The 25,244-nt window shown below is 37.9% G+C and carries 18 protein-coding genes; 3 read left to right on the forward strand and 15 right to left on the reverse strand.

The genetic code is table 11. The annotated features are described in order from the left end of the window. The first annotated feature begins 30 nt into the window (after positions 1-30). A complete protein-coding gene (locus tag RBU59_RS08170; protein ID WP_308147385.1) occupies positions 31-987 on the forward strand; it encodes a hypothetical protein in 957 nt (318 codons plus the stop codon). A gap of 281 nt (positions 988-1,268) precedes the next feature. Here RBU59_RS08170 and RBU59_RS08175 read toward each other — a convergent pair whose 3' ends face one another. The 8 genes from RBU59_RS08175 to RBU59_RS08210 all read right to left on the reverse strand — a co-directional run bounded on the left by RBU59_RS08175 (position 1,269) and on the right by RBU59_RS08210 (position 9,316). After that, the gene (locus RBU59_RS08175) at positions 1,269-1,697 is read right to left on the reverse strand and encodes a secondary thiamine-phosphate synthase enzyme YjbQ (protein WP_308147386.1); all 429 of its coding nucleotides are present in this window, start codon (positions 1,695-1,697) and stop codon (positions 1,269-1,271) included. After that, positions 1,691-2,551, reverse strand: a complete 861-nt coding sequence (locus RBU59_RS08180; RefSeq protein WP_308147387.1) for an amidohydrolase family protein — start codon at positions 2,549-2,551, stop codon at positions 1,691-1,693. The genes RBU59_RS08175 and RBU59_RS08180 overlap by 7 nt, the downstream gene beginning before the upstream one ends. A gap of 183 nt (positions 2,552-2,734) precedes the next feature. Beyond that, complete coding sequence (gene frlD / locus RBU59_RS08185) at positions 2,735-3,562, reverse strand: fructoselysine 6-kinase (RefSeq protein ID WP_308147388.1); 828 nt, start codon at positions 3,560-3,562, stop codon at positions 2,735-2,737. Continuing rightward, positions 3,543-4,400 carry a PfkB family carbohydrate kinase gene (locus tag RBU59_RS08190; RefSeq protein WP_308147389.1) on the reverse strand — a complete coding sequence of 286 codons (858 nt, stop codon included), beginning with the start codon at positions 4,398-4,400 and terminating at the stop codon, positions 3,543-3,545. Before RBU59_RS08190 ends, frlD begins: the two co-directional genes overlap by 20 nt. A 17-nt stretch (positions 4,401-4,417) precedes the next feature. Continuing rightward, a complete protein-coding gene (locus RBU59_RS08195; RefSeq protein WP_308147390.1) occupies positions 4,418-5,386 on the reverse strand; it encodes an SIS domain-containing protein in 969 nt (322 codons plus the stop codon). Between the two features lie 33 nt (positions 5,387-5,419). Next, a complete protein-coding gene (locus RBU59_RS08200) occupies positions 5,420-6,838 on the reverse strand; it encodes a YfcC family protein (RefSeq protein WP_308147391.1) in 1,419 nt (472 codons plus the stop codon). A 27-nt stretch (positions 6,839-6,865) separates the two neighbouring features. Continuing rightward, complete coding sequence (locus RBU59_RS08205) at positions 6,866-7,699, reverse strand: sugar phosphate isomerase/epimerase family protein (protein WP_308147392.1); 834 nt, start codon at positions 7,697-7,699, stop codon at positions 6,866-6,868. A 66-nt stretch (positions 7,700-7,765) separates the two neighbouring features. Next, positions 7,766-9,316 (reverse strand): amidohydrolase, encoded by a 1,551-nt coding sequence (locus tag RBU59_RS08210; RefSeq protein WP_308147393.1) that lies wholly within the window; start codon positions 9,314-9,316, stop codon positions 7,766-7,768. A gap of 249 nt (positions 9,317-9,565) precedes the next feature. Here RBU59_RS08210 and RBU59_RS08215 point away from each other — a divergent pair, with 249 nt between their 5' ends. Then, positions 9,566-10,300, forward strand: coding sequence for a GntR family transcriptional regulator (locus RBU59_RS08215; RefSeq protein WP_308147394.1), 735 nt, complete (start codon positions 9,566-9,568; stop codon positions 10,298-10,300). 497 nt (positions 10,301-10,797) lie between these two features. Here the strand turns inward: RBU59_RS08215 and RBU59_RS08220 are convergent, their stop codons facing one another. Beyond that, on the reverse strand, positions 10,798-12,285 hold the full coding sequence (locus RBU59_RS08220; protein ID WP_308147395.1) for a glutamate synthase subunit beta: 1,488 nt from the start codon (positions 12,283-12,285) through the stop codon (positions 10,798-10,800). Between the two features lie 11 nt (positions 12,286-12,296). Then, positions 12,297-16,856 carry a glutamate synthase large subunit gene (gene gltB, locus RBU59_RS08225; RefSeq protein ID WP_308147396.1) on the reverse strand — a complete coding sequence of 1,520 codons (4,560 nt, stop codon included), beginning with the start codon at positions 16,854-16,856 and terminating at the stop codon, positions 12,297-12,299. Between the two features lie 554 nt (positions 16,857-17,410). Between gltB and fliK the strand changes: the two genes are divergently transcribed. Further along, complete coding sequence (gene fliK / locus RBU59_RS08230; protein ID WP_308147397.1) at positions 17,411-19,372, forward strand: flagellar hook-length control protein FliK; 1,962 nt, start codon at positions 17,411-17,413, stop codon at positions 19,370-19,372. 149 nt (positions 19,373-19,521) lie between these two features. Here the strand turns inward: fliK and RBU59_RS08235 are convergent, their stop codons facing one another. From RBU59_RS08235 to aspS, 5 genes are all read right to left on the reverse strand, one after another. Beyond that, entirely contained in the window at positions 19,522-19,878 is a 357-nt protein-coding gene (locus RBU59_RS08235) for a PilZ domain-containing protein (protein ID WP_308147398.1), read from the reverse strand. 90 nt (positions 19,879-19,968) lie between these two features. Next, complete coding sequence (gene gatB / locus RBU59_RS08240; protein WP_308147399.1) at positions 19,969-21,396, reverse strand: Asp-tRNA(Asn)/Glu-tRNA(Gln) amidotransferase subunit GatB; 1,428 nt, start codon at positions 21,394-21,396, stop codon at positions 19,969-19,971. A 92-nt stretch (positions 21,397-21,488) separates the two neighbouring features. After that, the gene (gatA, locus tag RBU59_RS08245) at positions 21,489-22,937 is read right to left on the reverse strand and encodes an Asp-tRNA(Asn)/Glu-tRNA(Gln) amidotransferase subunit GatA (protein ID WP_308147400.1); all 1,449 of its coding nucleotides are present in this window, start codon (positions 22,935-22,937) and stop codon (positions 21,489-21,491) included. Between the two features lie 157 nt (positions 22,938-23,094). Continuing rightward, positions 23,095-23,382, reverse strand: a complete 288-nt coding sequence (gatC, locus tag RBU59_RS08250) for an Asp-tRNA(Asn)/Glu-tRNA(Gln) amidotransferase subunit GatC (RefSeq protein ID WP_330698504.1) — start codon at positions 23,380-23,382, stop codon at positions 23,095-23,097. Between the two features lie 224 nt (positions 23,383-23,606). After that, complete coding sequence (gene aspS, locus RBU59_RS08255) at positions 23,607-24,947, reverse strand: aspartate--tRNA(Asn) ligase (RefSeq protein ID WP_308147401.1); 1,341 nt, start codon at positions 24,945-24,947, stop codon at positions 23,607-23,609. Positions 24,948-25,244 lie beyond the last annotated feature (297 nt).

The following is a 25,244-nucleotide window of genomic DNA, read 5'->3' on the forward strand; positions in this document are numbered from 1 at the left end:
GTTTAAGAACAAAGATAAAAGGAGTGCATCATGGAGATTGTTAACAAAGCAAAAAAAATAACCGGATATCTTTTAACCGGATTATTAATTATAAATCTATTGGTGTTAATCGTACTGCCAAAATATAATCCCTATGAGAATATTCGAATTATAGACCTATATGTTATGTTTATAATCGTTTTTCTCGCAATTCCACTGTATGATTACATAAAAAGGGGCATTTTAAATAATTCTTTAATCATTTTAACACTTATTATCAGGTTCGGTATAGATATCATTTTTTCTGTAACCTCGTATCAAATCTTCCTTTCAAACAACTTTCACTTAAAATATACCTATTGGATATGGTTTATTTGTTTTATATTTGTAATGCTCATTATTTTCCTTGAATCTCTCATCAATGACTACAGAAAAAGGAAGGCATCGGGAAAACAATACAATAACTTATATATTATGGGAATAACGTTACTAATTGTATTATTGGTATCTTTTCCGATAACGGATGTCGGGACGAGATTGACACAACCTCAAACACAGTTATTCATAAAAGATATGAAAATGCCGGAAAGCATAGAAATACACAGAATGGATACTTCCAAGCACGATTTAAACTCATACTTAAACTCTTCGATTACTATTACCGATCCTAAAGATTTAAGAAACATTGCAAAAGAGCTTAAATCGGCAAGGATAGTAAATATTACCTCTACCGACCTTTTAAATTACGAAAGAATGAGAGATAAAAACCGCTATTCCTACATTATGATATTTAGTTATAAAAATATAAATGGTAATGCGGAAAATTCTAAAAATGGATATATAGAATGTATGGAAGTAATCGATAACGGAACTGTGGCTATTAAAAATACCAATAGCTTTAAAAGGTTATTTTGGGGTGATCAGTATTATCAGGAAATATATCCGGTTAATTTATCAGAAGAAGTAATCGATTTATTTTTGGGTTACATAAATAAATTTGATAATTAAAAGCAGCCAGCTTTTAATCATTTATGGTCCAGTGGGATAAACAAAAAAATCGAAGAGACTAGTAAATCATTTCGTCTGCTTTATATTAATTTTACCGTATTATCAAGATGTTGTTTTCTAGTTAAAGCGAATAATTCCGCGTTCACTACTCTACTTGTAAGGTTAAAAAAGCGCTACAGTAAATTAATTCTTTACGGCAGCGCCTTCAGTTTTATCTTATCTTTCAAAATAATATAACCTTGTTTTTATTATGGCTTACCCGATATATTCCATAGCATTCGCTATTCCCCAAACACTTCCACATATACTTTTCTGGTCTGAGGTCCGTCGAATTCAACAATATAGATATCCTGAGCACCGCCGCAGATTATCTTTCCGTCAACTACCGGAAATGCGCAGTGATTTCCACAGATAAGACTTTTTATATGTCCTGTGGAGTTATTTCCCGTAGCACCATAACTGGGAAGGAAATGGGCATGGGCATAATCCGCCTCTAAAGGTACGATACGGGTTAAGGTATCCGATATATCTGTTTCTACGCAGGGAAGTCCTTCATTTACCATGATCCCTGTGGTGGTATGGGCTGTTACAACCAGTACCAATCCATTTTTTACCGGACTTTTTTCTACAATATCATATACTTCTTTGGTAATCATATGAAATTGCTCCGGTTTTCTGCTCATCCAGGTAATTGTCTGCAGATCTACCATTCCACTCCCTCCTCTCCTAAAAATCTCAAAGCATTCTTATAATAGATACCCTCTCTTGCATATTCCTTCATAGGTACTTTGTCCAAGGCCCTAAGTAATTTAAACTGCCGGAACCGGGGACCGTTTGAACCGAACATGATCTGGCTGTGCAGTGCCCTTTCTGTCCACAAAGGTCCCATATCAACCGTAAACAGCCGCATCATGGATTCTTCCGGTGAATCCATATATAATACGGAAGTATCGGTATAAACATTCGGATATTTGATCATCAGCATGACCATCTCACGTACAAAAGGCCAGGCGAAATGGGCCAGACAGATACGAAGCTTCGGATATTTGACAGCAACCCCTTCAAACTTTAAGGGATGGGCATATTCCGTTATACAGTCAGGTTCCCAGCTAAGCCCTGCATGGAAGATAACTGGTTTATTATATTCCAGACATTTTTCATATATCGGCTGCATACAATCATCCATTGGGTAAAAATGCTGTTTTGCCGGATTTAGTTTCAATCCCTTCAGTTTAAGAGTGCCAAATACATAATCCAGCACTTCAAGTGCGTCCTCTCTGTGCGGATCAACACTTGCAAAGCCGATAAACCGTTCCGGATGCTCGGATACCAGTTGTGCTATCTGGTCATTGGTCACGATGCAGCCTCCTTCGGTTGTGGTTAAATCTAAGGGCAGCAATGCAGCTTTATCCACCCTGCCGTATTCCATTTCAACAAACATCTCCTCATAATCATAAGGAGACTGCTTGAATACACCAAATGCTTTGGAACGGAATTCCAATTCCTCCGGATCATTACAGATAGATTTGTAATAGATAGGGTGTATATGCATATCAATAATCATAGGTTTCCTTCCTTTCTAAACACGGAAATGAACTGTCATTTAAACTTTTCTTACAGGCGATGAACGGAATATTCCGGATAGCATGCTTTAGAATAAGGTATGGAGTACCAGATTATGACTGAAAAGTCTGTTTCTGGTACTCCTAAAACTTTGCAGGTCCCGGGAGGCAGGCCTTTTTCCGTATTAATACGGTTTAAATTTAGTTACTACCTCCGCACTGGTTTGTGCACCAAATTCCATACATGCAGGAATATCCCATCCCATTATGATACCGTAGGTAAACCCGGCTATATAGGAATCTCCTGCGCCAACGGTATTAACAACTTTTACCGGCACGATACCATGGCGGTAGAAATTTTCACCATCATAACTAATACTTCCATTTTCACCTAGGGTGGCGGTAACGATTTTTACACCATAGGAACTAATTTTCCTTAAGAGGTTCTTAATATATTCATCTTCTTTGTCATAGGATAAAAATGCATAATCCACATTTTTATAATTTTCTTCGGTGTTATATTGCTTATCATCGCAAAAAGTAGAAAAATCCATCACTACTTTTACACCTGCAGCCCGAATCTCCGCAAGGTCATTCAATACATTTCCAAAAAGGTCCGTATGCATAAACTGAAAGGTCTTGATATATTCCTTATCTTCCTCTGTAAGCTTAAAATCCAGCATAACACCGTCAATCGCTTCTAAATGAACGCGGTCTACGCCATTGATCAGGTCCATCATCATTTTACAGGTTTCTCCTTCTGCTGTATGCAGATGAGAAATATCAATTTCTTCTTTTTTTAATGCTTCCCGCATCTTTTCCCCATAGGTATCCGTTCCAACAACACTTAATATACTTACAGGAACACCCAGACGTTTTAAATGAATCCCCCAGTCTACACCATTTCCCGTAGGATAGAATTTATTCAATTTTTCATAAACATCAACACAGGAGAAACCTACTCCGATCGCTTTTATATTTTGAATTCTTTCCTTATTCATATCTTTTTCCATAACCGAACGCTCCATCAATACAACATATTTTTGCAGCAAACTTGGCAGCCTCTGCTAAGCTTTCCCTGATTGCCAAATCACGGTTACAGCCTTTTTTCAGGCGGTCAAGGTATCCTACCAGAAATGAAGTGATTAAGGAATCACCTGCTCCCATAGTATCCACTACCTTTTCGATCGGTTCCGCCGGCTGTTGATAGAACTGCTTCCCGTCAAATAATATACAACCCTCCGCACCTCTGGAGGCACAGGCAAGCTTCGGTCCAAGGGACACGATCCATCTTAACCGTTCTCTGGTTTCCTCTTCGGTTCCGTCAAAGGAGCAAAAAGCAAAATCAACATCCGGAGCAACTTCCTGATAATACTCATCCGTAGAATCATCAGAAAAATCATAAGAAATGGAAATACCTGCTTTCTTAATTTTATACAGCTCTTTTTCCATAAAACAATAATTACCGGAATGTACCAGGTCAAATTGTCTGATATACTCTAAGTCAAACTGATCCAGAACAAAAGGTGTCTCTCCGCGGATACCGCCTTCATTGGACCCTAAGAATACCCTGTCCCCATCAATTAAAGTTGCTCTCGCACATCCGTTTTCTCCATCCAGCTGCTGACATTTTATCATTTCGATGCCAATTTCCTGAAGCGTTTTAATTACATGTTCTGCTTCCTTATCATTGCCAAAGTACCCCATATAAGCACTTCTGGCCGCTCCGAACATATTTGCATAAACAGCAAAATTAACACAATTTCCGCCAGGATACATGGTATTTAAATGTTCGTATTTATCTACGACATTATCACCGAAACCTAAAACATTTACATCATATCTACCCATAACCATACCTCTTTCTATTAATATTCCACTACACCCATATAACGTCTCATATCCAAAGGATGGCGGCGTTTATCCTGCAGGCCGGTACGATAAGCAACACTCATTGCATAAAAAAGGATAGGATTAAAATATTCCACGCAGGAATCATCAATCGCACCGATACCCAATTCTTCCGCATCTATGACTTCATATTTTTTTGCATATTTCTTTAAGAATGTAAGTGCTCTTTCATCCATTACTCGGTTCGGGCCTTTACTCATCAGGAGGATATACAAATGATTCTCATCCGTTACTTCAAAGGGGCCATGGAAGTACTCTCCGGAATGCAGGTAACAGCAATCCATCCACTGCATTTCCTGGAGGGAACAGATAGAAAAACCGTAAGCTTGTGAATAAGAAGCTCCGGAACCCATAATGTAAAGGAAAGGTTCATCCGAATATTTTTCCGCGAATACCCAGGTTCGGTTTTTTACCTTATTTACTGCTGCACGTACGATTCCGTCAATTTTTTCAATGCCGTCCTCAATTACATCATATAATTTGTAATTCGATTCTTGTGCTTTCATAACTTCATTCAGGAGACGAAGTACGATTCCCTGAGGTTTATCCTTTTCATTCACCGTATCCGCCCAATCATATACTACAGGTATCATAGAATCATCATTGCAGGCTGAATCCGGATTGTGTGTCATGGTAATGACGGCTGCTCCCCTGTCTTTTCCCACGTGAGCCGCTTCCACAGTTTCTTTCGTATTACCGCCGTGGGAACAAATAAATACAAGACTGTTCTTACCCAGATGTTTTGGCGGAGCAATCACAAATTCTTTACTGGTGTACCAAGCTCCATGCATAGTTTCTGATTCTGCCTGTATAAAATAGAACCCCGGGTATAAATCTACCAAAGAACCGCCGCAGGCAACAAAGTAAACATCCTTGATCTCCCCATGTTCTTTTAAAATTTTTTGTACTAATTCTTTTGCATTCATTTTTTATCCTCCATAAAGATTTCATTGTTTATGTTAAAGCTGTGCGGAAATAGCACAGAATACCATAGCTAATATTGTGATAAAGATAAAGAATTTCCAGATTGTTTTCCACCATTGTCCAAAGGTAATCTTACAAACTGCAAGTCCGGCTACGGTCATACCGGCGGTGGGACTGATCATATTGGTCAGCTGGTTTGCAAATTGCATAACAGTAACACTCGCTTCCGGATTAACGCCCTGTAAGTCGCATAATGGAGCCATAATAGGCATGGTAAGGGAAGCTAAGGCGGAGGAAGAAGGTACAAGAATGGTAAGAAGAGACTGTACCAGATACATAACCGTTGTAAATGCTACGCTGCCGATATTAGCAAGACTGTTGGATAAACTGTTTAATATGGTATCAATAATCATTCCGCTTTCTGCAACGACTAAGATACCACGGCAGACACCAACTACTACTGCAGCAAATGCCAGATCCTTGACTCCGGTTACAAATTCTTCTGCTATTTCTTTTTCCTTCAGACCGCCGGCGATACCCATTAAGATACCCATAACCAGGAATATGGCAGATATTTCATCCATATACCAGTGATATTTTAAGATACCAAATACAATCGTACCCATGCCAAGAGCAAAAACACCAAGTACTAATTTATGGCGAAAGGAAAATTCTGTATTCTCTTCATCCATTGCAAATTCATGTCTCTTTAGCTGATCATCCTGGTAGGTGATGGAACCGGCCGGATTCTTATGGACTTTTGATGCATAGCGCATAACAAAAATAATGGAGATAGTCATCATGATAATCCACCAGATAAAACGGTAGATCAACTGAGGATTTCCATGAATACCTGCAACTCCCTGTGCAATAAGTACGTTAAAGGGATTGGTGGTGGAAGCTGCATAACCAATCTGTGGTCCAAGGAATACGACCATAAAAGTTGTCATGGAATCATACCCCATTGCAAAAAATATGGGAATGAGCATAATATAAAATGGAATAACTTCTTCCGACATGCCAAATGTGGTTCCTCCGATACCAAACAAAAGCATCAAAATCGGGATGAGTAATACTTCTTTTCCCTGAAGCCTTCTGATCACTCTACGTATTCCCATATTCATGGCATTGGTTTTTGTCAGGATCTGAAACGTTCCGCCAATCAAAAGAATAAAAGCAACAACATCGGCAGCTGCCTGAATTCCCCTGGTAGGTGCCATTAGAATTTCTAACAGTCCCTGACGCAGATCTGTCCCGTCATTACTAACTTTTTCAATTACTTTATAAGTTCCGGAAATTGCTACTTCCCTTTCACCAGCCGGTGTATTGATTAATTCTCTTTGGAACTGTCCGCTTGGTAAAATCCAAGTCATTACAGCAAATACAATGATTAGCACAAATGCTAATGTATACACGTGGGGCAAAGCGAATTTAATTTTTTTCTTTTCAGTCATATTAATACCTCTCTCCAATACAGTATTTTATCTAATAAATGGTTTATAAGCTGCCATATTCCGTTTGTCGTGTAAATCCGGTTTTTCAAAATAATTAAAATCCGTAATCTCCTGCCCTAAGTAACCTTTATACCCTCTCCGATCAAGTATTTTTAACCAGCTCCCTAAATCATGATTTCCGTCTCCCCAGATAAGATGTCCATATGGATTTCCATCAATAAAATGCATATGTATAATGTCTTCTCCAAAAACATCAAACCATTCCTCTAAGGTTTCTCCTGCAACCCCCATTGCAGTAGTATCAATCATGACTTTTAAATGGGAATGATTAATTTCATCGAACATCCTTTTTGTATTTCCAAGAGTCGTCACCAATTGAGACTCTTGTGGTCTTAAGGATTCCATCGCAAGACAGATACCTTCTTTTTTAGCTTCTTCTGCCAGCCTTGTAAGCATATCAACAGAACGTTTCCATGCTTCCTCTCTGTCTTCGTTCCAATATCCCCAACCGGAATTGATCGCCATGATTTTACATCCAAGCTCTGCACCTGCTTTTATGCCATTGGTAAAATACTGAAAACTTTTCCTAAAGATTTCAGGTACCGGTGCTGCAAATTGATATTGATAAGTACAATTTTCCGGGGTGATGATTTTTGCAGTAAGACCACGGGATTCAATTTTATGTCTTATTTCCCTGCAATCTGAATATGTCATGGAATCCAGAAAGAAGTGAGGAGCCCCAGGCCATAACTCAATGGTTTTTACTCCTAATGCCGCTTGGGTATCTAAAAAATATTCCAGAGAATAATATAGATAATGAATATTCATGGCTGCGATTTGTTCCCGATTGATTAGTTTCATTTCTTTTCCTCCTTGTAATATAATAAATTTTCAAAGATCCATTTTGCTGCAGTATTTTTTTTGGAATTATTTTTTATAAACGATAGACCCATCGACTATAGTCATTGCTACCTTGACATCACGCATTTGTTCCATTGGAACTTGAAATACATTATTGTCCAGTACGGTAATATCTGCGATTTTTCCAGCTTCAATAGTTCCATATTTTTCCTCCATTCCGAGATTTTTCTGACCGCCTAAAGTCCAGGCTTTCAATATTTCAGAAATAGTTATGGTATTTTGTTTATTAAATGGTTCCCCTCCTTCCGGAAAATATCCGCCGCATCCATGATAGATGGATTCCGGAATATCTGTTATCATAAGGGGGAGGTCAGTGGCTCCGGAAAGTACGACTCCACTGTCAATCATCTTTCTCCTGTTCCAGTAGTACTGTCCCCGTTCCTTGCCGATGGTTTCCAGGATTGCCGCCTTGACCTCATCACCGGGATCCAACGACATAATCTGAAAATAAATTTCTCCTATTACTCCTAATTCTCCCATACGCTTTAAATCTTCCGGAGCCGTAAACTCCATGTCTGTAATCGCATGCCTGTTCACTATCTTTCCATTTTCTTTTTTACACTTATCAAAAATATCCAGTACTTTATGAACTGCACCGTCCCCCTGGGCATGAAGTGAATAACGAAAGTCATTTTGATCTGCCAGTAAAACTTCCTTTTCGATACCCTCATAATCAATATGGATTGAGCAGCAGGAATCAGTTCCTTCATAGGGTTTTAACAGATCTCCCTTTTTACTTGCCACGGTACCGTCTGTCATCCGGTTATAGCCTGAAAACCGGACAAAATCACCGGTAAACTTTTCTCTCATTCGTTTTCCATGCTCAATATTAATTCTTTCTCCAACAGGTTGGGACATAAAATATATTCGTAAGGTTAATTCTTTACTTTCTTCCTTTTCTTTTAAGAATGTATCAAAACCATAGAAATCATCAAATCCCATTTCCTTTACAGCAGTAACACCTCTGCTGTTTAATAAGTTCATATAATCCCTGAACTCTTTTTCAATAAAAGATCTGTGATTTAAATACTCCCGCATAATTCTGTAATAAGCCTCAGGGTAACAAGCAGAAGGTGTAAAACCATAGGTATTCTTTGCCGCTTGGTTCATGATGCAGGTGCTTCTGTTTGCTGAAAATAATATGACGGGTTTTTCGGGATATTTCTTATTTAAAACCTTCTCCATTCCTTTTGCCGGAAACTGGTTTACATCCCATCCATGACCATAAATTGTCTGTCCTTGTGTAAGCGTTCTTTCGTATTCCTCGATTTTACCAAGGCACATCTCTTCCGAATCGACCTCCGACAGATCCATTCCAATATGGTAGATTGCATAACCGGTAAAAAAGGTATGTACATCTACAAACCCCGGTGTAACAAGCTGGTCTTTCAAATCCAAAACCGTAGTATTTTCTCCTATTAATTCTTTGTAAGAATCATCTTTTCCTACTTTGATGATTGTATTACCGGAAACAGCTATGTAGCCTTTTTCCGGTTTTTCATTTAGACCGGTAAAAATATAGTTGGAGCATAAGATTAAATCAATAATTATGCACATTTATTAACACCTTCCCATCTCTTATTTTGCATGTTTTTACTATATCATAATATAACGTTATATACAATATCAAATTTTGAAATTGTTTTATTTTGTCATTTATTATAATTATTGATTATTTTTTTGTACACTTTGTACATGTTTTGTCTGTGATAGTACAAATTTTCTGCCGCTAAGAATAAGCTTGTTATTCCACGTCAACTATAGTATAGTGGAATTTAGATAAATCTTTACAAAGGAGTTACAAATATGAAATTAAATCCTGATAACGCGATTCCTTTATACCTACAGTTAAAGGAAGAAATTAAAAATGCTATTAAAACAGGTGAATTGCATTATGGAGAGAAAATTCCAACCGAGACAGAAATCAGCGAACAGTATAACATAAGCCGTATTACAGTGCGCCGTGCAATAGAAGAACTTTCAAGAGAAGGATTTTTATCAAAGAAACAAGGTAAAGGTACTTATGTGCAGGAGCACAAAATACAACGTAAAATTGAACACTTACTCAGCTTTAGTGAAGCTTGTGAAGCAAATGGGATGAAACCAACCAGTATGGTTACAAAAAAAGAAATCATTCACCTGACTCAGGAAGATGCGAAAACTATGAATGAAGAACCGGGCAGCCCTGCCATTTTTCTACAGCGTATCCGCCTGGCAGATGGTTCTCCAATTATGTGTGAGAATAATCTATTTCCCTATCCGCGTTTTTCATTTCTTTTAAACGAATCCTTAGACGGTTCCTTGTATCGCTTACTGGAAGAAAAACATGGAATACGAGTCTCCATCTCCACCAATTCTTATATCGATGTGGTCAGAGCAAATGGAGATATAGCCAAGAAGTTACAGGTATCAGGCGGAGAGCCGCTTTTTTATTTGTATTGCCAAATGTATGATTCCAGAAAGGAACTTGTACATATCGGTAAGCAATATATTATCAGCGATCGATACCGGTTTTATTTGGAGGATTATACGAAGGCATAATCGCATTCTGAAAGTTTATCTGAAAATTAGAGCTAAACTTAGAATGAAGATGCTTAAGTAGCGTAGATTTTTTATTCCATTTAAAAATGTGTTTAACTCAATTATTTTAAGAAAAAGTTAAACTAGGTTTCCACTTAGAAGCAAGGTTTTTTAACTACCTTAGGGGATGAGTTCTACTTTAATAATTCCAATAAAATTCTATACTGCAAAAATGGGCAAGAACCACTGTAAAATGGCCTTGCCCATAAATAATTTTTAAATATTTAGTTTATAAGTTTTTTCAGACTACACCTTTTAGTATTTTGAGAAAGCATTATTAAATCTGTATTGACACAACCACCGTTCACATAGCTCATATCATATGTAGTTCCATTAGAAAAAAACCTATAAATGCTTATTACGGTAGTAATATAATAATATACTGGTTTATAAGGGTAATGTCAAAATCGGAGCATGGTCAATGAGCCATACTCCAATTTTATATATTTATCCGTATTTTACTCCAGATTCGTATATCCCATAAGATGTTCATCCACAGCTTTAGCCACTTCACGGCCCTCTCTGATTGCCCAGACTACCAATGACTGACCTCTATGCATATCTCCGGTTACAAAGATGTTCTCTGCACTGGTCTGATATTTACCTTCTTCGGTCTGTACATTTGTTCTTGCATTTAGATCAACGCCGAATGCTTTGGCAACATAATTCTCCGTTCCTAAGAAACCGGCTGCAATAAATACTAAATCTGCATCTATATCATATTCACTGCCGGCAACTTCATCCATCTGATATCTTTTTGTATCTTCATGATATTTACTTTCCAGTTTAACGATTTTAGCCTTTATCAGATTGCCGTCTTTGTCTGCAATAAATTCCTTTACTGTTGACTGATATACTCTTGGGTCATGGCCGAATACTTCAATTGCCTCTTCCTGGCCATAATCCGTCTTGCAGATTTTCGGCCATTCCGGCCATGGATTATCTTCACTTCTATTATCCGGAAGTTTTGGCATCATTTCTAATTGAACAACAGATTTAGCTCCCTGTCTTACGGAGGTACCAACACAGTCATTACCGGTGTCACCGCCTCCGATTACAAGTACATTCTTGTCTTTTGCATTGACGCACGATTTGTCTTCAAAATTAGAATCGAGTAAGCTCTTGGTAACTCCCTTAAGGAAATCCACTGCGAAATAGATTCCTTTGGAATCTCTTCCCGGAGCTTTTATATCCCTTGGATTGGATGCACCGCAGGCTAAGATAATGCGGTCAAATTCTTTTTTGATTTTAGCGGCATTATAATTTTTACCAACATCGGCGTTGGTCACGAAAGTCACACCTTCCTGCTTCATAATGTCTATCTTACGGTCAATAATGTGTTTCTCTAATTTCATATTAGGTATACCATACATTAATAACCCGCCGATACGATCGGAACGTTCAAATACGGTTACGGAGTGACCGCGCTTGTTTAACTGATCCGCTGCTGCAAGTCCGGAGGGTCCGGAACCGATTACGGCAACTTTCTTACCAGTTCTGACTTTTGGCGGCTCCGGTTTAATGAAACCAGCTTCATAACCATTTTCAATGATGCCTAATTCATTTTCCTTTATAGCCACCGGATTGGTAGCTATATTACAGGTACATGCAGGCTCACAGGGAGCCGGACACACCCGTCCTGTAAATTCTGGAAAATTATTTGTTTTAAACAGACGGTTTAATGCCATCTGCATATTACCGTTATAGATTAAATCATTCCATTCCGGAATTAAATTATTTAAAGGACATCCTGAAGTCATACCACCTATCATAATACCTGACTGACAGAACGGTACACCGCAATCCATACATCTGGCTCCCTGAATTTTACGTTCATCTTTTGGTAAAGGTATATGAAATTCATTAAAGTTTTTAATTCTATCCTTCGGCTTTACAGCACGACTCGTCTTTCTTTCATAATCCATAAATCCTGTTGGTTTTCCCATCTCGTACCTCCTTAGCCTCTGGTGTTAGCAAAGAATGCTTCAATCTGTGCCTGTTCACTGCTTAACCCTTTTTCTTCCATTTGAACAATGGTTAACAGCATTCGCCTGTAATCATGTGGAATAATCTTCTTAAACTTAGGCAGGTAATCACCAAAATGTTCCAGAATTGCCTTACCCTTAGCTGAATCGGTATGTTTCACATGCTCTTCTATCATGCTCTTTAGTTCAAGAACATCATATTTTTCTGTAACTGCTTCCATAGATACTAATTCTTTATTTAATTTCTTATATAAATCCGTATCCTGGTCGAGTACGTAAGCAATACCACCGCTCATACCTGCAGCAAAGTTCTTGCCGGTTCTGCCAAGAACTACAACACGCCCGCCTGTCATATATTCACAACCATGATCTCCAACACCTTCTACTACCGCTGTTGCACCGGAATTACGCACGCAGAAACGTTCACCGGCAACCCCGTTTATAAATACCTTACCGCTGGTTGCACCATATAGAGCAACGTTTCCGATAATAATATTATCTTCTGCCGCAAACTTACTTTCTTTTGGAGGATATACTAATAACTTACCGCCTGAAAGTCCTTTTCCAAAATAGTCATTACTGTCACCGCTTAATGCTAAGGTAAGTCCTTTTGGAATAAATGCTCCAAAACTTTGTCCGCCGCTTCCGGTACATTTGATTACATAAGTATCTTCTTCTAAAGATGTTCCGTGTGCTTTGGTTATTTCTGAACCTAAAATTGTACCAAATGTTCTATCTATATTAGTGACTTCCACCTCTATTGTTTTTGACTGCTTACTTGCTATGGCTTGCTTTAATTTCTTTAAGAGGACACGTTCATCAATGGTTTTCTCTAATTCAAAATCATAAACCTGTTTCGGGTCAAAACGGGACTCTGGTGAATTTCCAACATAAGGATTGTTTAATATCTTGGATAAATCGATTCTGCTTGTTTTATCATCCATTACTCCTGCTTTCACCTTTAATAAGTCCGAACGGCCTACTAATTCATCCAGAGACTTAATTCCAAGTTTAGCCATATATTCACGAAGCTCTTGCGCAATAAAATGCATGAAGTTAACGACATACTCCGGTTTTCCTTTGAAGTTCTTACGAAGTTCCGGGTTCTGGGTTGCTACACCGGCAGGACAGGTATCCAGATTACATACTCTCATCATAACACAACCTAAGGTTACCAGCGGAGCTGTTGCAAAACCAAATTCCTCTGCACCTAAAAGTGCTGCAATTAATACATCACGTCCGGTCATAAGCTTACCGTCTGTTTCAATTACTACTTTATTACGGAGTCCATTCATGATCAAGGTCTGATGGGTCTCCGCAAGTCCTAATTCCCATGGAAGACCGGCATTATGGATGGAGTTACGGGGAGCCGCTCCGGTTCCGCCGTCAAATCCTGAGATTAAGATAACTCCCGCACCGGCTTTTGCTACACCGGCTGCAACAGTTCCAACTCCTGCCTCTGAAACTAATTTAACTGAAATTCTTGCATTCTTGTTCGAGTTCTTTAAATCATATATTAATTGTGCCAAATCTTCAATGGAATAGATATCATGATGAGGCGGCGGGGAAATTAAACCTACACCAGGGGTTGAATGTCTTGTTTTGGCAACCCATGGATATACTTTTCCTGCCGGCAATTGTCCGCCCTCACCGGGTTTTGCACCCTGTGCCATCTTAATCTGTATTTCTCTCGCACTTACCAGGTATTGTGATGTAACACCAAATCTGCCGGAGGCTACCTGCTTAATAGCAGAACAACGATTTAAACCATCCTTACCGATGGACAGACGTTCTAAACTTTCACCGCCCTCACCACTGTTGGACTTACCGCCTAACATATTCATGGCAATGGCTAAGGTTTCATGCGCTTCCTGGGAAATAGATCCATAAGACATAGCACCGGTTTTGAACCTCTTAACAATGGAGTCAACAGTTTCTACTTCATCAATGGAAATTCCCTTTTCCGGATATTTTATATCTAAAAGACCTCTTAAATTAATACCCTCTTCTTCCGCTTCAATAAAGCTGGTATATTGCTTAAAGGCGCTGTAATCGCCGGTACGGGCAGCTTTTTGTAGCATGTGGATCGTTTTCGGATTATATAAATGTTCATCCTTACCGCTTCTTAACTTATGAGTACCACTGTTATCCAAAGTTAAGTCTACATTAAGTCCCAAAGGATCAAAGGCTTTCGTATGAAGTTCATCCACCTGTTTTTCAATATCTTTAATAGTAATTCCACCGATACGGCTTACAGTATCCGTAAAATACTTATCAACAACTTCCCCTCCGATACCGATGGCTTCAAATATTTTAGATCCCTGATAGGACTGGATTGTTGATATACCCATCTTGGAAGCAATCTTAACAATACCTTTAAGGATCGCTTTATTATAATCATTAACTGCCGCATAATAATCTTTATCCAGCATATTACTGTTAATTAATTGTTTGATGGTTTCCTGGGCTAAATATGGGTTAACCGCACAGGCACCATAACCTAAAAGGGTTGCGAAATGATGCACTTCTCTCGGTTCAGCACTTTCTAAAATCATAGCAACTGCAGTTCTTTTCTTAGTTCTTACCAGATGCTGCTGCATAGCGGATACTGCTAAGAGAGATGGAATTGCAACATGATTCTCATCCACACCCCGGTCTGAAAGGATTAGTATATTGGCTCCTTCCTTATAAGCACGGTCAGCTTCTACGAAAATATGGTCAATAGCACGTTCTAAAGATGTATTCTTATAATAGATAATCGGTATGGTTTCTACCTTAAACCCAGCGATTTTCATAGATTTAATCTTTAAAAGGTCCGTACTTGTTAAAATAGGATTATGAATTTTCAGTACCTTGCAGTTTTCCGCATTTTCTTCCAAGAGATTACCATCCTCACCGATATACACATCGGTGGAAGTAACGATTTCTTCACGAATTGCATCAATCGGGGGATTGGTTACCTGTGCAAATAACTGTTTGAAATATCCGAACAACGGCGGATTATTCTTAGACAAAATAGGCAGCGGGCTGTCTACACCCATAGCTTCAACCGGTTCTGCTCCTGTTTTAGCCATCGGTAAGATACAGGTCTTATAATCCTCATAAGTATAACCGAATGCCTTCTGTAATTTTGCTCTTTCTTCATCGTCGTATTCCAGGACCTTTTTATTCGGAATATGAAGATCTTTTAATTTTACCAGATTGCTGTCCAGCCATTCGCCGTACGGACTGCGTTTCGCATAGCTGTTCTTTAAATCTTCATCATCGATTAAGCAGCCTTTAACCGTATCAACCAATAACATTTTACCCGGACGAAGTCTTTCCTTTTTCACGATCTTTTCAGCAGGAATTTCAAGCACTCCAACTTCAGAGGATAAGATTACATGATCATCATCCGTTATATAATAACGGGAAGGTCTTAGACCGTTACGGTCAAGAACAGCACCCATAATATCTCCATCACTGAAGAGAATGGATGCGGGGCCGTCCCATGGTTCCATCATGGTTGCATAATATTGATAAAAATCTCTCTTTTCGGAACTTATATTCTGATCATTACTCCATGGTTCCGGAATTGTAATCATGACAGCAAGGGGCAGTTCCATGCCGCTCATTACTAAAAATTCCAAAGCATTATCAAGCATTGCAGAGTCGGAACCCTCCGTATTAATTACAGGGAGAACTTTATGTAATTCACCTTGTAAATACTTGGATTCCATTGTCTCTTCCCTGGCAAGCATCTTATCTACATTGCCACGGATTGTATTGATTTCTCCGTTATGAACAATGATACGGTTTGGATGTGCTCTATGCCAGCTTGGATTTGTATTGGTACTGAAACGGGAATGCACAATTGCAATCGCAGATTCGTAATTCTCATCCTGCAAATCTACAAAAAACATACGAAGCTGATTAACCAGAAACATACCTTTATATACAATGGTACGGCTTGATAAAGAAACTACATAAGTATTATCGTTACTTTGTTCAAAAGTTCTTCTGGCTATATATAATTTACGGTCGAATTCCAGTCCTTTTTTAACGCCTGATGGTCTTTTTACAAACCCCTGCATAATATAAGGCATGCATTCAACTGCTTTATGTCCTAAGATATCCGGGCTGATAGGTACCTTTCTCCAGCCAAGGAATTCCATACCTTCTTTTTCAACGATAATCTCAAACATTTTCTTTGCCTGATTTCTCATTAATTCATCCTGAGGAAAGAAGAACATGCCAATACCATAATCTCTTTCACCGCCAAGTGAAATACCTAAAGACTGCACTTCTTTTGAAAAGAATTTGTGAGATATCTGTAATAAAATACCAACACCGTCACCGGTTTTACCCTCAGCATCTTTACCTGCGCGATGCTCAAGATTTTCCACAATCTTCAATGCGTTTGCTACTGTCTCATGTGTTTTGATACCTTTGATGTTAACAACAGCACCAATACCACAGTTATCATGTTCAAATCTTGGATCATACAATCCCTGACTGACACGTTTCGTTTCTTCTAAACTATGTTTGTTCATTAGCACGCCTCTTTTCTTTATTTTTGACTATATCAAATTGAATAATAATTCAAATAATTTGATAATTTTTAACTTATTTTACAAAATTTGGGTGTTAAAAAGACGTTCTTGCGCATTTTTAGAGTACACAAGAACGCCTTTGTTCACTGGATATTATAATACAGAATATTTATAATGGCAATCCTTTTTTAGCTTGAATTTTTTTCTTTTTCGATAATGTATAAATTTCAAAACAATTTATCCCTTTAATTAGGTAAATTGCTAAATTCCTAACAATACTGTCCTCTTTTTTACAATAAAGTATACCTGTTTTTTACCGATATATATAGTATAATAAGAGTAACTTTTCAAAGAAGTTTATCGTACTTTGGTTCAAAAAGCTCAGTAACTGCTTTTACCCGCACAATTCTATTAATAATGCAAATGATAGATACATAATACATAATCCAAATAACATAAATATTCAAATCACCACAAATATATGAATTAATATTATTTTATTAATTCATATTAATATACAAATTAACCACTAGAATACAACTGGGAGTAAAACTATGATAAGTAATAAAATTTCGCAATCTAATACAGGAATCAACGGGTCCGTGAATCAGACCGTGACATCAACTGTCGGCTCAAACTCTTCCTCTTCCGTAAATTCTACTGCCGGTTTAGAAAAAGGACAGCTTATTAAAGGTGAAGTAACAGATCTTAGAAGTAATGAGGTTACAGTAAAATTAGAAGACGGAAGGGTATTAAACGGCAAACTGGAGGATTCAGGAAATCTTGCAATCGGTGATAAAGTTGTTTTTCGCGTGGAGGATGTTTCACTAAAAAGTCTTTCTTTAAAGATTATAGCAAAAACCGATTTTACTACTGAAGAAAATACAATTGAAAAGGCATTAAGCGCGGCAGGCTTTGGAAAAACCGGCCGTAACCTAAGTATTGTGAAAGAACTGTTAGAGCAGCAGATGTCTATTGATAAAAGTACCATTTCCATGCTGATGAGACAGTCTGCCTTATATAAAGAAGCCGATATACAAACTCTGGTTCTTTTGAATAAATTTCATCTTCCGGTAAATGAAGCCAATATTCGTCAGTTCAGTGCTTATCAAAACTCGGAACAAAATATATTGGGTGAAATAAAATCTTTAGCAGAGTCCATCACCGATTTATTTCAGTTATCAGGTGACAAATCGGATTTCAATTATATGGAACGCAGTTCTAATCTGTTAAATCTATTGCTTAATCCAGGCGGAGTTTCAGAGGGAATTATGCCAAATAATACCATGGCTTCTACTGCTATTTTTGATTCTGAGATTATGTATGGCAATGGATTAAATTCGATTAACAATGCTATTACTGCGGATGGACATCCAGACTTTACGAACAATAATACAACCGGTAATCTTTTATCCGGAGCGGATATTATGGAGCTGATTAATATCTTGAATTCCGATTCTAAAACCAGAAACTTATTCGGAGACAGATTAATAAATGCTCTTCTAGAGGGAACGGCCGATTTAAAGGAGACAACTCAGAAAATATATGCTATTTTAAATGGTCCTGCAGGTCAATTAATAGCATCGCGCATAAAGTCAGAACTTATGAATTCTACGGCAGTCCAAACAATCTTAAGTGGGAATGCAGAAATAGCAGATCCTAATCCTCAGTTAGGAACATTACTAAATTCCGCTGATCGTTTGAATCTATTAAGCTCCATTGATATATTCATTCAGAGTATGGATAAAAAACAGCCTCTGACAGACGAGGGACTCTCCTTATTTAAGGAATCTATTTTAAAAGGAACCATAACCTCTAAAGATATATTAAGTTTTGTAAACGCTAATCTTAAAAACAGTTCCGAAGATTCCGTCAAAGCATTATTATCTTCAAAAGAGCTGCGTCTTCTGGTTAAAAATGAACTTTTGAACCAATGGACTCTGGAACCTGCCGAGATTAAAAAAAATGAAGATATTAACAGACATTTTGAAAGTATATTCAATCAGATGAATCAACTGAAAGAATATATGGAACAATCTGCCCAGACCGGAAATAACCAGGTTTTAAACCAATCAAATCATCTTCAGGAGAATCTGAATTTTATAAATAATCTAAATTCATTTTTAACCTATGTTCCCCTGCCTTTAAAACTAAAAAGTCAGCTAACAAACAGTGAATTATATGTTTATTCCAAAAAGAAAGCCGGACGGACAGCCGCTGACGGTATCAGCGTATTACTCCACCTAAATATGGAACATCTTGGACCGCTGGATATTTATCTGGATTTACATGATAAGTATTTAAACAGTAAATTTTATATTGATAATACGGAGGTTGGTAAATTAATCAATTCCCATAAATACCTATTAGAAAAAGCCCTGAACTCCAAGGGTTATACCCTCCATACTGAAATTTTAAAACGGGAGAAAGAAGTAAATATTGTTCAGGATTTTCTGAAAGCCGAAACCCAGTCAGCCGGCTCAAATACCCGGTTTAATTTTGATTTACGTGCTTAATTTATAAACGGTATTGTAATAATCGAAATATAATTAATATATTAAATTTTATTTCATAAATTTAGGACTGCCGCAAACAGCATTTATCTTTCACCAAAGTGTAAATCTGTTTACAGCAGCCCTTTTCTTATCTAATTATAATAATATTATTACATTGATCTGGCTTCCCGTTCTTCATATTCATCAAAAATATATTGTAGAACGGATGGCATTCCTACAAATTCTGCACCGTAACTATAAGTACCATCACTTTCTGCCTCCTGCCTGATAATTTTTACCACACTATACAGACTGGAACTCTCATCACCTAATTCAATTTTGGCATTAAAATAATAACCTGCCGGTAAAACACTTTTTGATTTAAAACCAATCCCGTCTGTTGATATATTCGTTACCTCTATAGGAGCATCAATATGATCAACACGTACATTATCCTGCTTAAAAAGGCTGAAAACATCCAAGTTCAGATTAACCTTAAGCCTCTTACTGCGTCTTTTATCTTCCATTTTACTTCCTCCCTGTTACATACCCTCTGATTTATATTGATTTTATTATATTATGATTAAACATAGAAATCAACAATAACAGGTATATTTTTACAGGAGTTCTTTCAATATACGATTAATCATACCCGGGTCTGCTTTGCCTTTCATTTCTTTCATTGTCTGACCAACTAAGAAACCAAGCGCTTTTTCTTTTCCATTGTGATAATCATCCACAGATGCCTGATTTGATGCTATTATTTTTTCAATTGTAGAACGTAATAGACCCTCATCGCTTACCATGGATAAGCCGCGTTCTTCCACGTATTGCACAGGATTCATGTTGGTCTTAAAGACTTCTTCGAATACTTCTTTGGCTACGGTTCTATTAATTTTACCCTCCCCGATTAAGCCGATTAGTTTTGCTAAATTCTCCGCTGTGAAAGCTATATTCTCCGGTTCCGTTTCACTTTCTTTTAAGAGGCGCATGGTTTCAACCATTAACCAGTTTGAAACTTCTTTTGGCTTACCACAGATAGCGACCGTTTCTTCAAACAGATCAGCCAGTTTCTTGGAACCGGTTATGATTCCGGCATCATACGCGGGAATATCATATTCTGTTTCATAACGCTGCATTTTCTCATCTCGCAGCTCCGGCTGACGGCTTTTTATTTCAGCTAACCATTCATCACTGATTTCAATGGGAACTAAGTCCGGCTCAGGGAAATAGCGGTAATCCTGTGCATCTTCTTTGGAACGCATAGCAAAACTGGTATCCTTATTATCATCCCAGCGTCTGGTCTCCTGGGTAACTGACTTACCATATTCCAATAATTCTATCTGTCTTTTTCTTTCTCCCTCAATTGCCCTGGCTATCGCTTTAAAGGAGTTCATATTCTTCATCTCCGTACGGGTACCAAATTCCTTTGCACCAACTTCTCTTACGGAAAGGTTAATGTCTGCACGAAGAGAACCCTCCTGCATCTTACAGTCGGAAACACCAAGATACTGAAGTATTAATTTTAATTTTTCAAGATAAGCTATAACCTCCTCTGCAGATCTCATATCCGGATCACTTACAATTTCAATAAGCGGAACGCCGCAGCGGTTATAATCTACCAAGGTACAATCTTCCCAGGGATCATGAACTAATTTACCTGCATCTTCTTCCATATGAATCTCATGGATACCAATAACTTTCTTAATACCTCCGGTTTCAATCTCAATACCGCCGTCTCTGCAAATCGGAAGATAAAGCTGGGAAACCTGATAAGCCTTAGGAAGGTCAGGATAAAAATAATTTTTACGATCAAATTTACAATTCTGGGTAATGGTGCAATTGGTTGCCAACCCTGCAGCCATTGCAAATTCTACTACTTTTTTATTTAAAACAGGCAGTGTACCCGGCATACCGGTACAGACCGGGCAACAATGTGTATTCGGTTCACCACCGAACTGGGTAGTACATCCACAAAATATCTTTGTTTCCGTGGCTAGTTCCACATGTACTTCCAGTCCAATGACAGTCTCATATGATTTCATATTTTCCTCGCATTCCGCCGCCATCGGCAGCATAAAATCTAATGAAAGAAGACGCTTTTCCGGTTCTTTCAACTTTAATACAGGATGCCAAGCTATTCATTACCGTTTTGGGTTTGTTCATAGCTGTATGCAACACGGATAATGTCTTTTTCACCAAAATGTTTGCCGATTAACTGCATACCGATGGGCAATCCTTTGGAATCCGTTCCGCATGGTAAACTGATCGCGGGTAAACCTGTCAGATTTACAGATACGGTATAGATATCGCCCAGATACATCTTTAATGGATCGGATAAACTTTCACCTAATTTTGGTGCAGTGGAAGGAGCCGTCGGCCCCAGCAGAATATCATATTTTTGAAATGCCTTATCAAAACCTTCTTTAATGATTGCCTTTACTTTTAAAGCTTTATTATAATAGGCATCATAATATCCGGAGCTTAATACGAAAGCACCAATCATCATTCTGCGTTTTACTTCATTGCCGAAACCTTCACTTCTGCTCTTCTTATATACATCCTGAAGACCTTCGAAGCTTTCAGTACGGAATCCATATTTCACACCGTCATATCTGGATAAGTTTGAACTTGCTTCCGCAGAAGCGATAACATAATAAGCAGGTATTGCATAATCTACCGCATCTAAATCAAACTCCTCTACAATCGCGCCTCTATTCTTTAATACTTCAGCTGCTGCTAAGATGCTATTCTTAACTTCATCATCCAGACCTTTACCTAAATAACCTCTCGGAATACCTATTTTCATACCTTTAACATCATCTATCAGCGCCTTACTATACTGGTAATTATCCTGTTCAACGGAAGTAGAATCCTTCTTATCATGTCCTGATATTATGTCCAATGCTACGGCACAATCCGATACGGTTCTTGCAATTGGCCCAATCTGATCCAGAGAGGACGCATAAGCCACTAAACCATAACGGGATACAGTACCATAAGTAGGTTTAATTCCGGTCACACCGCAGAATGAACTGGGCTGACGGATGGAACCGCCTGTATCGGAACCTAATGCATAAAAAACTTCATTCGCTGCAACCGCCGCTGCTGAACCACCGCTGGAGCCTCCAGGTACATGATCTGTATTTCTAGGATTATTGGTAACTCCAAAATAAGATGTCTCGGTGGTACTACCCATAGCAAACTCATCCATGTTGGTTTTACCAATAATAACGGCTCCCGCATTTTCCAATTTTTCTATTACCGTTGCATTATAAGGCGGGTTAAAATTATACAGAATTTTTGAACCGCAGGTTGTCTTTATCCCTTTGGTGCAGATATTATCTTTTACGGCTACCGGAACTCCTGCAAGGGGAGAATCCTTAAATTCCCCTGCATCGATTCGTGTCTGTACTTCCTCAGCTCTTAACAATGCTTCCTTTTCCATAACGGTAATATAACAATGATAGGAAGTGTCCTCTAATTTTATTTTATCCAGCTGAGCCTTTGTCGCTTCAACTACTGATATTTCTTTTTCTTTGATTTTTCTGCCCAGCTCCAGGGCGGATAATGCTGTTATATCCATTTCAACCTCTTTTCTGGATATTCATATTAATCTAATACCCAATATTAAGTTATCTAAAACTTGTTTTACCAATAGTTCAGTCTATAAGGATCAAATATAAGTTTGTTCTGTTGCAAAGCTAGTAGTAAAAAGTTATTTTCTTAAATCTTACTAATATTTATTCAACCGTCTTTGGAACCATAAAGCAGCCGTCTTTACTTGCCGGTGCATTGCTAAGCAGCATCTCCCTGTTTGGTTCATTAACTACTACATCTTCACGAAATACATTACGAATAGGAAACACATGGGACATAGGTTCAATATGATCCGTATCCAGTTCATTCATGGTATCCATATACGCCAATATACTGCCTAAATCCTTTTTAGCTTTCTCTTTCTCTTCCCCGTTTAAATCTAGTTTAGCCAGAGCAGCTACATATTCTATTGTTTCATCAGTTATCGCCATAATAATCTCCTTTTATCATTTAAATTTTTAGATGATTGCTTACAATATAGTTGTTAAAATATTCCATAAAATACATATGAATTTTATAGCTTCAGTAACCTTAAGGGGCAAGATTCAACTCTAGAATTGTATGAATTGCATGTGATATTAATACAACTTTTGAGTTCCGCAATTATCAAATTTAACTTTTACATACAATTTCAGGATAAATTGTATGCCTTTATTTATGGTTCCAGTCTTGATACATCCCTTGGAAAGAGGGTTGTTTCCCTAACGTTCTGTTCATCAAGCAGTCTCATGGTAAGACGTTCCAAACCGATTCCAAGTCCACCATGAGGCGGCATTCCGTGTTTATGGATCATTAGGAAATTGGTGAAATCATTGGGGTCCATACCTCTGGCAGCCATTTTGGCAACCTGATCTTCATAGGAGTGAATTCTCTGTCCACCGGTTGTTATCTCCATACCTTTAAATAACAAATCAAAGCTTAGGGTAAACTTAGTGTCCGATGGATCATCCATTGCATAAAATGGTCTCTTCTTAGACGGATAATGTGTTACAAACACGAAATCACTGTTATATTCCTCTTTGAAGTATCTTCCGATCAGTATTTCTTCCTCAGGCTCTAAGTCATAGGGATTGCGAATCTTACGTTCATATTTTTCAGATACTAATCTCTTCGCTTCATCAAAACGAACCGCCGGGATGTTAGTCACATCAGGAAGCGTAATTCCTAACAGTTTGATTTCTTTCGCGTATTCTTCCGTCAAAAACTGAAATGTATGTTTTAACATGGCAGCTTCCATATCCATAATATCTTCAAATCCATCTATATATCCCATTTCAAAGTCAAGGCTGGTATATTCATTTAAATGTCTTGTTGTATTATGTTTTTCTGCACGGAATACGGGAGACGCTTCAAAGACCCTGTCATAAACCCCAACCATGGTTTGTTTATAAAACTGCGGACTTTGTGCCAAAAAAGCTTTTTTCCCGAAGTATTCAAGTTTAAATACATTCGCTCCGCCCTCTGCATTACCTGCAACGATTTTAGGTGTTCTGATTTCGGTAAAATGTTGTGAAAACATAAAATCACGAAATCCTCTTACAAGCCCTTCCTGAATTTTAAAAATTGCCCTCTCTCGTACATTTCTAAGAGAAATCGGTCTTAAGGATAATTTAGTTTCCAAGGAAGTCTTTAATTTCCACTTGCTGATGGGAATCGGCATTGTTGAATCTTTCGCAGGTTCCGATAATAAACGGATTGCTAAGATGCGGATTTCAAAACCTCCCGGTGCCCGTTCTTCCCTGTTTACCAATCCGGTCACTTCTACCGTAGCACCTTCTCTTAAATCCTTGCTGTTAAATTCAGATATTTTTCCTTCTTCATAAACACATTGTACTAAACCATCGTATCTTCTTAATACAACAAACGAGAATTCACTCATATCCCTGACGGTATGAACAGCCCCTTTTATTTTAATTTCTTTTCCTTTAAAATCACCGGTAAGAATATCTATTATCTCTACCGTATCTTTTTGTTTTAAACCATTTACAAAATCCATGTATATGCCTCCTTGTACTTCTTAAATTTTCTTTATTAACAAACCCTGATTTAAATGTATGGAATGCTTCTTTTACACTTTATTTCATAGGAAAGTTCGGAGAACATTCTTATGAAATAAAAAAAGTCCCGAGCATATACGATTTAAAAATCATATATGCTCGGGACGGGATATTAAGTTTTACCCGCGGTACCACCCGCATTGAAAGTTGATAGCTTTCCTCTCTTACACTTAACGCGTGTTACGCATAAACCTACTACAGAGTACCTTAGTTTAAGGTATTATCCATTCAATTTA

It is taken from the genome of Anaerocolumna sp. MB42-C2 (genome assembly GCF_030913705.1).
In the GTDB taxonomy this organism is placed as follows: domain Bacteria; phylum Bacillota; class Clostridia; order Lachnospirales; family Lachnospiraceae; genus Anaerocolumna.